The following is a 13,606-nucleotide window of genomic DNA, read 5'->3' on the forward strand; positions in this document are numbered from 1 at the left end:
TGAGTGTTGAAATTGTAAAATCATACTTAGGTTTGTTCGGGCCGATTTGCGCGGATGCTCAGCGTCTCAGTCATTCTGATCAAATCCGCGAGCGACCGGGCGCGCATCTTTTTCATTACGTGTCCACGGTAGATCTTGACCGTAATCTCGGCGAGCCCCAGTTCGGCGGCTATCTGCTTGTTCATCAGGCCGGTAGCGACCAGCTTCATCACCGCCTGCTCGCGCGGGCTTAAGGTGTTAAATAGAGCCTGCAGTTCCGCGACGGTCTGCTCAGCCTTCCGTCTTTTGCGATCACGTTCGGTCGCGGCGACCACGGCGTCAAGCAGCTCCTGATCGCGAAACGGTTTGGTGAGAAAATCGACGGCTCCGCCTTTCATGGCCCTGACGCTCATGGGAATGTCGCCATGGGCGGTGATGAAGATGATCGGAATATGAATGTTCAACCGCGCCAGGTCAGCCTGGAACTCAAGTCCACTCAGACCTGGCAGCCGGATATCAAGAACCAGGCAGCTAACAACATCGGGAAGCCCGCTCTGTGGCATTTCGCGGGCCGATCCGAATGCAACGACGTCCAGGCCGACCGATTGAAAAAGGTTCGTTAGCGACCGACGCATCGAGACGTCATCTTCGACAACGAAGACTGTCGCATTTGCCGACGCTTCAGCTTTGCTGCCTTCGCGCGGGGGGGAAGGGCGTTCGCTCACGGCACGAGCTCCTTGTGCAACGGCAGGTCAAACCGAAAGCTCGCTCCCGGCCCCTGCTTGCGAACGACTGAGAGGCGCCCTGCATGAGCTTCCACAATCGAGCGGCAGATGGAAAGGCCCATGCCAAGGCCACTCGACTTTGTCGTGAAGAAGGGGTCTAATACTCGGTCGGTATCATCTTCAGCGATCCCGACGCCGCAATCCGTCACGGTAACCTGCACATATCCCGTGCCGTCCTCCGACGACTGAATCACCAGTTCGCGCGTCCGGTCCGTAACTGCGTCCATGGCTTCGATCCCATTCATCACCAGATTGATAATCACCTGTTGCAGCTGAATCCGATCACCGAGGATTGCGGGCAGCGCTTCCGTCAACTTGGTCTTTAGCGTCACTCGGTGGTTAACCAGCTCACGTGCCACCAGAGCAATAACATCCTTAACGACATCATTGATATCGAGCGGTACCATCTCGATCTCGCCTTTCTTCGCAAGTGCGCGAATCCGACGGATCACCTCGCTTGCCCGGATTGCGTCTTCGATTATCCACTCAACCGAACAGCGAGCGGCGGAAAGGTCAGGTGTCTGGCGGCCCATCCAACCGAGGCACGCGTCGGCGTTGCTGATAATCGCGGCGAGTGGCTGGTTGATTTCGTGGGCGATGGAGGTTGTCAGCTCTCCTAGCGTCGTCACACGCGTCACATGCGCAAGCTCCGCCTGCGCCTTTCGGAGCTCTTGTTCGGTTTGATCTCCGCGAATCAAAGCGGTGATGTCGGTGCTGACGCCGCGGTAGCCGAGGAAATTGCCGTTTAAATCAAAAAAAGGCTTGCCGCTCGTCCGGACGTAGATCGGAGATCTCATACGATTGACAGTGCGGTAGACCAGATCCCGAAACGGAAGATGCGCCTCCAGCGTCGCCCGATGTTGCCGCCACTTCTCAGGTTCTTCCTCGACGTCGCACGCGATGTCCCAGCGAGGCAGGCCTATCAATCCCGTCGCCAATATTCCTGCAGCGCTGGTGTGCTCGGATAAGTGGGTGACCTGATGATCTGGTCCCGTCTCCCAGAGCCAGTCGGAAGCTGTTTCGGCGTAATCGCGAAAGCGCTGCTCGCTTTCGCGCAGCGCGGCAAGTGTGTTTTCCAAGCGTTCCCTAGCGGCGTATTGCTCGGTGACATCCATGTGTGTTCCGATCAGTTCGCGCACATTGCCATCGCTGCCGACCACCACATGCGCGACGGAGTGTATGCGTCTTATCCCGCCATCTGCTAGAAGGATTCGAAAATCATACTCGAAGCGCTCTTCCTTGCCTTCGATAGCCTGGCGCTGCACTTCCTGAAGCCGCGGCAGGTCATCTGGATGAACGCGCGACCGAATGGTCTCGATCGATACAGTCTCTTGCGGTTCAAAGCCAAATAGACGGTCGACCTCAGCGGAGCGATACACAAAGTCGAGACTGTAGAGGTCCCAGGACCAGCTGCCCGTGTGACTGAGACGCTGGGCCTCGGCCAAATAGGCTTCGCTACGGCGTAGCTGCTGTTCTACTTGCCTTGCTGCCGTGATATCCGTCGCTGCGCCGACAAACTCGATGTCACCGGTGGCAGTTCTTGTTGCTCGCACCCTCGCGTGGATGTGCTTCACCGAGCCGTCCGGCAGCAGCAACCGGTATTCGTGCTCGAAGTCCCTTGGGTCTCGCATCGCTCGATCGATGATCTCTTGGACCGAAGCTTTATCGTCTGGATGGGTACGCTCGACAACCAGTTCCGGCCCAGGAGCCGTCTGCGGGTCCAATTGGAAAATTCGAAAGTTCTCCTTTGACCAAAAGACCTCGCCGGTAGCAACGTTCCAGCCGAAGCTGCCTGTGTGGCTCAACTCCTGCGCCTGAGCCAAATGGGCTTCGCTCCGCTGCAGGGCAAGTTCGGTTCGCTTTCGCTCCGTGACATCTTCGCACGCTATTAGGACAATGGGCTGGTCATCGGCCCAGAGCATGGCTTTAGCGTTTTCACGTACCCACAGTACCGAGCCGTCTTTCCTGATTTTCTGGACATCCCAGGTGCGCGATTGGCCGATATTTTCAAGGCAGGTGCGAACGCATTTGTGAACGAACGCCCGATCTTCCTTGAGAAAGATTCCCAGCACGGATTGGCCGATCAGTTCGTCGCGAGCATACCCGAGTTGTGTTGCGCCGAAGGTATTGACGTTGAGGACCGTACCGGCTTCATCGAGCATGAAGTACATGGCCGGGTTGTGCTCAAAGATCGCGTGCCACCGTTTTTCGCGATCCTTCAAATCGGCCGCGCCGCGCCGCAGCTGGGCCGCAGCCTCATGCGCAGCCTCTCTTTCCTGGCGGACTCTTCCGATCAGGTGTGTTCCAACGATCGAGACCGTAAGAAATGCGACGACCACCGGAAGAGCTTGGGGGTCGTCAATCCGTAGACTGAACGCCGGCGGCGCAAAGCAGTAGGCCAAAGCAGCGATGGCTAAGACGGAAAGCGCGTATGAAGCGACAGAGCTGCCGATCAACGAAAACAGCAATATCACCAGCAGATAGACGAGCGCCATCGCGGCGAAATGCGTTTGAAGGTAAAAGGAAGCTAGCGTCACCACCGCCAGCGTTATGCTGCCGAAGGCAAACTGCGTGGCCGAACGTTTGAAATTGCTGATCTGATTATGCATTCTTCGACCATCCGGCCGTTATGCGGCAGGAGAGCTATAACATTCTAGGCAAAAATAAGGCAATCCTTTCTGCCCCAGAGACGCTCACGAGCATTTCCGGGATCGATTGCTTACGGTTGAACTGAGCACGTACCGAAGAAAGGCGCATTACAAACGTACGTATAGTTGTCCTAAACCATCCAATATCGCGCGCTGACATGCGTACAACCGAGCCCGGGCTATCTGTTTTCCTTCGCTATTTGAAACGCTCGCGGGCGCGTGAGGCTGCGGCCGAGTACAGCTGCGTGGCGCCAAGGCACATCAAGGTCAGGCTCACCGGCCACATCAATTCAGCTAAGCGCTGACGCTGAACAATGCGGCAGGCCTTCTGCCTATGCGGAGAGCAGCGAAAAGCTGTGGAGCGCCGTGACGTTACCCTCTGGGATCCATCTCATGCTGGTGAAGGGGGCAATCTGGTCCACCGTGATCACGTCCATCGCGGTCTCTTCCGCAATGCGCACCGGAACAAGCCAGATGATCGAGTTGCGCCAGCGTGGTCGCCGCCACATTGTGGGTCGGACATGGCGGGTTCAGTAGCCACGTACCAACCGTTTCATGGGCGGACCGGGTACCGTGGACCGTCACGCCGCACAGATTCTGTCATTAACCGTATGGTCTGGCTCGGCCAACGTTGCCCCGGCATTTGGATGGCCAGGAGCTGTACCTCAAAAGGCGCGCCTGGAGATGGCTGCCGAAAACAATGCTCTCTTTTCCCTTTATATGTGAGGATCTTTCTCAGAGCGGTTGCCTGGACCGCAGCGCAAAGCAGGCGGTCCGAGATCGCGTGAGAAAACGCTCCGGTTTGCAGTTCAGGTCGGCTGAGCCGATCTGAACTGCGAAGAATCAGAAGTTTGGGCAACACTCGCGTTCGACGCGTCTTGTAATCACGGATAAAGTCCGGGGCCTACCTCCTTGTGCTTCTAACGTCGATGCTGGTGGAATCGGCGGGCTGGTTGAGGCGGGCGTGCAGCGTCCCGTGCTTGAGTTCGCCTTCCCACCAGGAGACGAACACAGCTGCGATGCCGTTGCCGGTGATATTGGTAAGGGCGCGTACCTCGCTCATGAACTTGTCGATCGAGAACACGATTGCCATGCCCGGCACTAGCGTTGGGTTGACCACCGACAACGTAGCAGCGAGCGTGATGAAGCCCGCGCCGGTGACGCCGCTTGCCCCCTTCGAGGCCAGCATTGCCACGAGCAAGATCGTGAGCTGCTGGCCAAGAGTGAGATCGACCCCGAGCGCCTGGGCAATGAACAAGGTCGCAAGCGTCATATAGATGTTGGTGCCGTCGAGGTTGAAGGAGTAGCCGGTTGGCACCACGAGGCCGACCACGGGCTTGGAGCAGCCCAGCCGCTCGAGCTTCTCCATCAATTGCGGCAGCGCGCTTTCCGAAGACGAGGTGCCGAGCACGATTAGAAGCTCATCCTTGATATAGGCAATGAACTTGAAGATCGAAAAGCCGACAAGGCGCGCGATTAGGCCGAGAACGACCACTACAAATATCGCGGCCGTCGCATAAAATAGCGCGATCAGACCGATCAGATTGCCGAGCACCGCCGGCCCGAACTTGCCGATCGTGAAGGCCATTGCGCCGAACGCGCCGATCGGAGCCGCTTTCATGATGATAGCGATCACGCCGAACACCGCGTGCGCAACGTCGTCAATCATGCCGCGCAGCCGCGCTCCACGCTCTCCCAGCGCCATCAGCGAAAAGCCAAACAGGATCGCGAACAGGAGCACCTGCAGAACATCGCCGCGAGCCAGGGCGCCGACCACGGTATCGGGAATGATATTGAGAAAGAAATCGACGGTTTTCGAGGCTTCCGCCTGCTTGACGAAATTGGCGACTGCCGCAGCGTCGGGTTTGACGGCAATGCCACGGCCGACTTGAACCAGATTGCCCATGACAAGGCCCAACACCAAGGCAAAGCTGGAGACGATTTCGAAGTATACCAGCGCCTTGACGCCGACGCGCCCAACTTTCTTTGCGTCCTGAATATGCGCGATGCCGGATGCAACGGTGCAGAAGATGATCGGCGCGATCACCATCTTGATCAGCTTGATGAAGCCGTCACCGAGCGCCTTGACCCAGTCGTTGGTCGCGACCGATGGCCACTGCCATCCGACGATGGCGCCAATCACGATAGCGATCAACACTTGGACGTAGAGAATTTTATACCAGGTTTGTGACGCGCGCGCAGGCGCCGCAGTTGCCATAGTGGTCATGACGCTTCCTTCCCGAATTCCCTCGAATGTGAGCCGCCGCGTCGTGAGAGCCGACGGCGTCATACGAGGCTGTCCTTTTGGCCGTAGCCTTGTCCGATTGAAGACGGTTCCGGGAGCCGGCGCGTCATTCCAAAGGCAGGCATTCAGTCACGTTATCTTTTTCGGCAAGCAAGATTTGCACCAGACGCTAATCTGCGGCCGATCAAACCAGGCATAAGCCGTCTATCTCTTGATGAGGTTATCTGAATGCTCGGACCTGCGTTCGCATGTTCGAATGGAAGGCGTTGCGCTGGGTGACGTATCTCTTGCTCTGGCAGGGCACGTAAGCCGAGTCGCGTCTCGGCGTTGAAGCTTGGTGTGATCGGAATGTGTCGAGTGCCGAGTTGATGCAGCAGTGCGTCGCATTGGTAAAATCGATTGTTTGGATCGCAGGTATCCGCGCGATGGAAGCTTGGCGACATCTGAGCGTCAGATCGAGATTCTTTTGGGCGCGTTATCTCCGTCTGGCGGGCCGCACGCTCAAGAAGCACCGGACATATGGCGCAGGGCCAACGTATCGAAGAATTTGGCGGTCGCGTCATCTACGCACTGGATGAGCTGAAAGAGCTGAAAGCGTGGGCCGATCTCGCTGTCAGGGCGTCAACGTCCGAACCCGGTAAAGGCATCGTTACTGCCGGCCAAGAATCGCCCAAGGCTGCGCCCTATGCACGCCAGGAGTCACGGTGATCGCCGCACGAGAATAGCGACGATGCAGGACTGTGATGCAGCAGGATGTGCCGTCTGGCGATGTCCCGGGAGTTTGACCAGCTGATGCCTCTCCATCGCCGGCCGGGACATATAGGGTTGATAAAATCAAATCGTGTATACATGCTGCCATTACGACGACGATTTGGACTGCAAAAATTTCACCATAATGAGCATATTTCCCGCGAAATCTCGAATTGGTGTATACACTAACTATACAGAGAAGCGAGGTTGCCGCATGAGCTGTTGCTTTCCGACCAATGCCTGTACGCGGCCGCTTGGGATGCCGAGGTCAAGCAGGCGCTGTTGCCGCGCACGATCTGCGGCAGGCACGCCGTAATGTATCGGCGGGCCGATGGTGAAGTGGCGGCGCTGGAGGATGCCTGTTGGCATCGGTTGGTGCCGCTCTCAAAAGGGCGGCCTTGAGGGCGACAGCGTTGTCTGCGGCTATCATGGGCTGAAATTCAATGCGCAGGGGCGCTGCACCTTCATGCCCTCGCAAGAGACAATCAATCCCTCCGCATGCGTGCGTGCCTATTCCGCAGTCGAGCGCAATCGCTTCATTTGGCTGTGGATGGGCGATCTAGCGCTGGCTGACCCAGATTTGGTGCCGGACATGCACTGGAACGACGATCCTGCTTGGGTCGCTGATGGTGAGACCATTCACCTCAAATGCGACTATCGTTTGGTCGTCGACAATCTCATGGACCTGACGCACGAGACCTTTGTGCACGGGGCCAGTATTGGCAACGACGCCATCGCGGAAGCGCCGCTTGACGTCACGCACGGCGAGAAGACTGCCACGGTAACGCGCTGGATGAAGGGGAATACCCCCGCCGCCGTTCTGGTCGAAACAGTTGCAAAAGCCTGGTCGGGTGGTCCGCTGGCAAATCATTCGTTTCGAGGCGCCGTGCACCATCAATATCGACGTCGGGGTGGCGCCCGCCGGAACAGGAGCGCCCGAAGGCGATCGCTCGGCGGGTGTCAATGGTATGGTTCTCAACACCATCACGCCCGAAACGGAGACCAGCTGCCATTATTTCTGGGCATTCGTACGTAATTACCTCTTAAGCGAACAGTGTCTGACCACCGAACCCCGCCAAGGCGTTTCCGGCATCTTCCGGGGGGATGAGTTATTCTCGAGGCGCAACAGCGCGCCATCGACGAACATGCCGATCGGGTCTTCTACAACCTCAACATCGACGCTGGCGCGATGTGGGCACGCCGCCTGATAGATCCATGATCGACGCGGAAATCCGCCGCAGCACCGGCAAGCCGCGGAGTAGGACATGGCCGAGCGTTACAGCGATCGCTCTGTCTCACAGACGGTGCGTGCCCAGCTCAGTTTGCGCGATCTGATTCTGTCGGGTGATTTGCGGGCCCGGCGAACGGATCTCCGAATTGCAGGCTGTGGAGGCGACCGGCGCCTCGCGCACTCCGGTGCGAATGGCGCTGGTTCGACTGCAGGAGGAAGGGCTTTTGGAAGCGATCTCTTCCGGTGGTTTCATGGTAAAGGCATTCTCCGAGCGTGATGTCGTGGACTCGATCGAACTGCACGGCACGCTCCAGAGGCTGGCCGCACGCGTTGCCGCCGAGCGGGGTGTTTCATTGCGCGATCTCGAACCCTTGAAAGGTTGTCTTGACGAGACTGACGGTCTTGTGCGGCAGGATCCAATCTCCGTCCAGACTTTCTCCTCCTACGTCGCGCTCAACGCGCGCTTTCACGCGCTGCTGACGGAATTGTCGCGCATCCGCACTTGATCAGGCAGGTCGATCGCGCGTCCGCATTACCGTTCGCCTCGCCTAGCGGCTTTGTGATGACACAATTGACACTGCCGGATGTGCGCCACACACTCCTAATTGCGCAGGATCAACACCGCGTCGTAATCGACGCAATCGAAAATCGAGAAGGCGCGCGCGCCGAAGCAATCATGCGAGAGCACGCGCAAGTGGCGGCGCGCAATTTGCGCTTGGTGCTCAAGAACAAGACGCATTCCGACCAGCTGCCGGACTGGCGCTCATTAGGATGGCAGGCGATTGAAGGGAGCTGCATGCGGTTCATTGAAAGCTGGATACCCGCAACCCTCGTTGCGACATGCGATCTGACGCCTTCGATCCGCGAGCTGCTGATCAAGCCGGACAACTTTGATGGCGCGACCTATCCGGTGGGCAGCCATATCAATGTCGCCGTCACTGTCGATGGACACGGCCGGAGACGCGGTCCTACTCCTTGGTCGGCGAAGTCGACCGGGCGGGCTATGGCATTGCGGTGCGGCGCGTGGAGGACTCGCGCGGCGGCTCGCAGTACATGTGGTCGCTCGCGCCGGGCACGCGGCTGACCATTACATTGCCGGTCTCACTGCTGTCGATAGACTGGGCGCGCCGGCACTACTGCCTAATCGCCGGGGCATCGATATTACGCCACGAATAGGGGCAGCTCAAGCGATAGCCCGCCGCGATAGCCAATTCACTTTACATTATGCCGTGCCTTCTCGTGATCAAGCCGTCTATCTGGATGTCCTCGCCCCCTTGCTGAACGAGAGACTTAATATCCATGCAAGCAACGAAGGGCGTCGGCTCGATTTCGATGACTTGTTCGCCTCGCTGCCGCCTGACGCCTTGACACTCTTGTGTGGTCCGATGCGGATGCTCGATACGGCCCGCCGGGCTTGGACCGGCGCAGGGCGCGCACTATCGGACCTACGCTACGAGACCTTCGGTTCGAGTGGCTCGCTGCCGACTGAAGGTTTCCGGGTGTGCCTTGCAGATCGTGCCATCGAGCTAGTGATTCCGCGCGATCGCTCGTTGCTCGATGTACTCAATGCAGCGGGTTACGAGGTGATTGCGGATTGCCGGCGCGGGGAGTGCGGCGTCTGTGCGATCGATCTCGTCAACATCGACGGTGAGCTTGACCACCGCGACGTCTTCTTCAGCGAGCAGCAAAAGCGCGCGAACGCAAAGATCTGTGCATGCGATTCTCGCGCTCACGACACGACCACCCTCGATATACTTCATCGCCTGGACACGATATAGGCTCGTTGCAGCGCTTGTTTCGGCAGTGGGTCCTAGTCCAGCGCTCGGAACAACTGGCGCATGACCACGCATGGGACTGTGGCGCGGTTGCCGGCCGTCATACCTGCTAGCGTTTAAGGAACGGCTAATCAATTCTTCGAAGCAGGAGATGCACGCGAGGATTTCCGTCGAGGAACGTTATGAGACCCCAAGGGCATCTCGCGCACGTCAACTCTGCAATTTCATTGTGCGGCGCTGTCCGCTCGAGGACAATGATGCCAGAAAGCTGACAGAGCGTTAGGTCCACTCCACAGCAATGCCCGCATCTATGCGCGTTTTTCCTCACGTTGAGCACGGAGTGCATCACATTTGGCAAGCGGCACAGACATTGCTGGACGAAGACAGGAGCTGCTGTTGAAGCGGCCCTGTCACAGGAGTCTCCGATGAGGACTGCGATTTCCGCCCTCTTGCCCTCTCTCGCAGAAACGACGCGCGTCAATATGGCACCCCTCATCAAGTTCCGCATGCCGACGGATAGGCTTGCCGGATTGTCAAAGCGGGCGAGGTGGTCCGAAGCCATGTTGAATGTCATAGCGGGCACTGAGCTATACAGCCAGGCCACGCAAGCTCCAACATTTCTGGCGTTTCGCTCGGGCGACCGCGGTCGCCCGGCTCGGCTGCTTGAGGGCGGCCTCGCGCCTCTGGAAAGCCACTTCGCCTCTCTGGCGAGTTCGGCTTCGAACGTTGTGAATCGTGCGCGCAAGCCGTCGTCGTTCTCCGTGCCGTCGATCCGCAGGCGCGTCGTCGCCGCAAAAGGGACGAGTGGGCCGGACACCGCAGATGCATTCGCAATGGGGAAGGCGGCGCGGCCGAAGCTAGTACAGTGTGCGTCGATCCCACAGATTGATCGATTGGTTCAAACCGGAGATTCTGAATCGCCGCTAAAAGGCAACGATGTGAGAATGCGCCGGCGGTTAGCAAAGGACCTTGTGAACCGACCTGGCAGGATGCTCGCTCTTGGAGGTTGGGTCCGGCCAAAAGGCGCTGCATGCCAAATCCTCAGCAAGCCGGACGTGCAGGCGATCGCTCTGCCGATATGGCAACGTGCTCTCACCGTGGAGCTGACGCACATGGATACCGTTTCGGCCGAGATCTGGCAATCCGTTGGGCTCACGATCGAGCTCGCCAGCCTGACGACGATGATCCTTTTGGTTGTTGGCGCGCCACTCGCGTGGTGGCTGGCACGTTCAAAGACGGTTTTGAGCAAGGCGGTGGCGACGATCATCGCGCTGCCGCTGGTGCTGCCTCCGACGGCGCTTGGTTTCTGCGTACTCGTCCTGCTCGGCCCGAACAGACCGGGTGGCTTTCTCGCCTCTTTCTGGGGCGAGCACACGCTCGCCTTTACCTTTGCAGGAATTGTAGTCGGATCGGTCCTCTCAGCGCTCCCTTTGGTGGTGCAGCCGATCCATAATGCCTTTATTGCGATAGGCGGGGGACCGCTCGTCAATCAGCGTGCTTCTCCATTGTATGCCTTCATTACTATCGGTCTGCCGTTGGTGCGACTGGAGTTTCTCAAGGCTGCCTTGGTTGGCTTTGCTCATTCGATCGGCACCTTCGGCGTAGTGATGATGATCGGCGGCAACATTCCTGGGCGCACCAAGGTGTTGTCAGCTTATGTCATTGACTATGTGCAAGCATCGCGCTGGAGCGAGGCAAGTTGGATTTCCGGCGGTATGGTGATGTTTGCCTTTGCCGTCATTTTTATTCTAACCTTCATCGACAAACGCTGTGCCAGAAGAGGCACATGAGGGCACCAGCCCTGATTAAATCCGCTTCGGCATGACGGCCAGACATGTCCGATCGTGAGCGAGCAGCAGCATTGCAAGCCGGATCCGGCCATCCGTTATGGCCGCGGCTGCCGCTGGAATCGGCTTTAATTCGCCGCACGTCGCGCCTCTGCGGGAGGCTGGGGCTTGACGTCGGAGTTCCAAGAGCCGCCTTGCCAAACTGGAGGAGCTCTGCGCTCGATCGCTGGCAAGTGCGTGCCGGCGCGGGTTGCATCGCCTGAGGCGGCAAGCTCATCCACTAAAGGCATACGGGCAATTCGATCCCTGCGAAAGCAACATCGATGCGCTTCGAAGCGATATTCGCAGTCGCGTCCGTCGCCAAACCGATAATGGCGATTGCCTATTACGCTGAGGCAAGTTGCCTACCTCTGCAGGCCGAGATTACCGGGCACTACCTGGACTTCGCAAAAACATGAAAGTAGAGGGGGTGCAGCCTGACGGTTGATCAAAAATTCGATCGCCGAGGGCGCCATAGATTAGCCTCACTTATGGCGCGCCCGGATAGCTCGGATCAAGCAGTGCGTCTTCATCCGAATTTCGTAGCTCCGCCAGAGCCATGAACAGGCTTTCATCGAAGCCATACTAAGCTGCCGCTGCCCCATCTTCTCGACCGATGTGCTCGGGATTGTCGTCGAAAAGTCAGCGAACAGCGATTGTGACAGTATCCCGCGAACAGCCCGTGGAGGCTGATCGAAACGCAAGATGCCACGTTCCATTTGTCGGGATCGCAACGCGAGCGCCCCGCGCGTCAATTTCTAGACGCCCCTCTGACAGGAAAGCCACAGAACTCGAGCTCCTCGAAAGTCCGACGAAGTTTGACTGCGGGGGAGCTTGCGTATTTGCGACAGTCCATGACGCTGTGCGGTTTGGACAAATGCTGCTAAACGGCAGGACCTCGATGGGCAACGCTTTCGAGATCTCAAGACGGCGCATCACATAATCTCCAACGACTTTGCGGGATTGGGACTCGGAGCGGCTGTGCGCGCATGAAAGGGCTCCTCGGCGCTTCCAGGCAATTCAGGTGAGTTGACCTGGACTGGCGCCGCTGGATGAGAGCTTTGAAGGTCCAGACTCCGATTATAGATCCTGTGAAAGTGCTCGCGCAGCAAGCGCCCACTGAATGAAAGATGCATCGGATCGATCCGCCCCGACGGATCATTAGCACGAATGGCGGACAACGCGTAGCTTGTGCCTCGCGAGCTCGGCTCGCTCATCCCTACCCATAATCGCGAAGCGGCGGTCGCGTATCTGCCGAGTGTGCTCCCATGCGGTGGCCTGTTTCTTGCTGTTGGGGTCAGTAATTGTTACGGCCGACAAGTCACTTGGAAGGGGCCATGGGCGGGGCATCGGAAACTTTCTACAGCGTGATCAGACGTCAGGGTATCACGCGTCGTAGTTTTCACAAATTATGCAGTTTGACAACCGGGAGCTTCGGACTCGGTTCGTTCGCCGCAAGCGGTATTGCTTCCGCCTTGGAGATCAAGCCGCGTGTGCCGGTCATCTGGATGCACGGGCTCGAGTGCACCTGCTGCTCGGAAAGCTTTATCCGATCGGCTCATCCGTTGATTAAAGACACGCTGCTATCGATGATTTCGCTGACTATGACGACACGATCATGGCGGCGGCAGGACACTAAGCCGAAGCCATCCTGGAGGAAACCCGTGCCAAGTACAAGGGCAAGTATGTGCTTGCCGTGGAAGGCAATCCGCCGCTGAACGAAGGGGGCATGTTCTGCACAGACGGCGGCAAGCCGTTCGTTGAAAAGCTCAGGTCGATGGCGGAAGAGTCCATGGCGATCGTCGCTTGGGGCACGTGTGCGTCCTCGGGCTGCGTGCAAGCGGCCGAGCCCAATCCGACTGGGGCGGTGCCGATCGATAAGGTGATCACCAACAGGCCGATCATCAAGGTGCCCGGGTGCCCGCACATCGCAGAGGCCATGACCGGCCTGGTGACCTTCATGACCGCGTTCGGAAAGCTGCCGCAGCTCGATCGCCTGGGACGCCCCAAGATGTTTTATTCCGAGCGCATTCACGACAAGTGCTATCGGCGTTCCCATTTCGACGCTGGCCAGTTTGTCGAGGAGTGGGACGATGAGGGGCACGCAAGGGCTATTGCTTATACAACATGGGCTGCAAGGGGCCGACCACTTACAATGCCTGTTCGGCCGTTCGGGAACGGCGGCGTGTCATTCCCGATTCAATCTGGCCACTCGGCATTGAGAAGAACGCCGATCAGATTGGCATGGCCGCTGCCGGCGTTGTTGGGCTGACCGTCGCTGCGCATGCGGCGGTCACGGCTGTGAAGCGGTTGACCCACAAGCCGGATCGCGCAACTGACAAAAGTAAGCCGAGTTGAGGGGAAGGT

The 13,606-nt window shown here is 58.3% G+C and carries 6 protein-coding genes and 5 pseudogenes; 8 read left to right on the forward strand and 3 right to left on the reverse strand.

The window, feature by feature from the left end:
• Window positions 1-26 precede the first annotated feature (26 nt).
• The 3 genes from V5279_RS06310 to dctA form a co-directional block, all read right to left on the reverse strand.
• Window positions 27-704, reverse strand: a complete 678-nt coding sequence (locus tag V5279_RS06310; protein ID WP_176529024.1) for a response regulator transcription factor — start codon at window positions 702-704, stop codon at window positions 27-29.
• Complete coding sequence (locus V5279_RS06315) at window positions 701-3,373, reverse strand: PAS domain S-box protein (RefSeq protein WP_338695915.1); 2,673 nt, start codon at window positions 3,371-3,373, stop codon at window positions 701-703. Before V5279_RS06315 ends, V5279_RS06310 begins: the two co-directional genes overlap by 4 nt.
• A gap of 943 nt (window positions 3,374-4,316) precedes the next feature.
• On the reverse strand, window positions 4,317-5,639 hold the full coding sequence (gene dctA, locus V5279_RS06320; protein ID WP_207835035.1) for a C4-dicarboxylate transporter DctA: 1,323 nt from the start codon (window positions 5,637-5,639) through the stop codon (window positions 4,317-4,319).
• A gap of 443 nt (window positions 5,640-6,082) precedes the next feature.
• Between dctA and V5279_RS06325 the strand changes: the two are divergent.
• From V5279_RS06325 to V5279_RS06360, 8 genes and pseudogenes are all read left to right on the forward strand, one after another.
• A pseudogene (locus tag V5279_RS06325) lies at window positions 6,083-6,365 on the forward strand (DNA-binding protein).
• Between the two features lie 256 nt (window positions 6,366-6,621).
• Window positions 6,622-7,669 (forward strand): annotated as a pseudogene (locus V5279_RS06330) (Rieske 2Fe-2S domain-containing protein).
• 3 nt (window positions 7,670-7,672) lie between these two features.
• Window positions 7,673-8,424 (forward strand): annotated as a pseudogene (locus V5279_RS06335) (GntR family transcriptional regulator).
• Window positions 8,425-8,434: 10 nt separating this feature from the next.
• Window positions 8,435-9,416, forward strand: a pseudogene (locus V5279_RS06340) (PDR/VanB family oxidoreductase).
• Window positions 9,417-10,525: 1,109 nt separating this feature from the next.
• Complete coding sequence (locus V5279_RS06345) at window positions 10,526-11,203, forward strand: molybdenum ABC transporter permease (protein WP_338701888.1); 678 nt, start codon at window positions 10,526-10,528, stop codon at window positions 11,201-11,203.
• Window positions 11,204-12,576: 1,373 nt separating this feature from the next.
• Window positions 12,577-12,957, forward strand: coding sequence for a twin-arginine translocation signal domain-containing protein (locus V5279_RS06350; RefSeq protein WP_275948937.1), 381 nt, complete (start codon window positions 12,577-12,579; stop codon window positions 12,955-12,957).
• A pseudogene (locus V5279_RS06355) lies at window positions 12,936-13,400 on the forward strand (hydrogenase small subunit); the annotation flags it as partial. The gene V5279_RS06350 and the pseudogene V5279_RS06355, both read left to right, overlap by 22 nt.
• Window positions 13,367-13,597, forward strand: a complete 231-nt coding sequence (locus V5279_RS06360) for a hypothetical protein (RefSeq protein ID WP_275948938.1) — start codon at window positions 13,367-13,369, stop codon at window positions 13,595-13,597. The pseudogene V5279_RS06355 and the gene V5279_RS06360, both read left to right, overlap by 34 nt.
• Window positions 13,598-13,606 lie beyond the last annotated feature (9 nt).

Origin of the sequence: Bradyrhizobium sp. 26S5 (genome assembly GCF_036923295.1) — a bacterium.
Lineage (GTDB): Bacteria > Pseudomonadota > Alphaproteobacteria > Rhizobiales > Xanthobacteraceae > Bradyrhizobium > Bradyrhizobium septentrionale.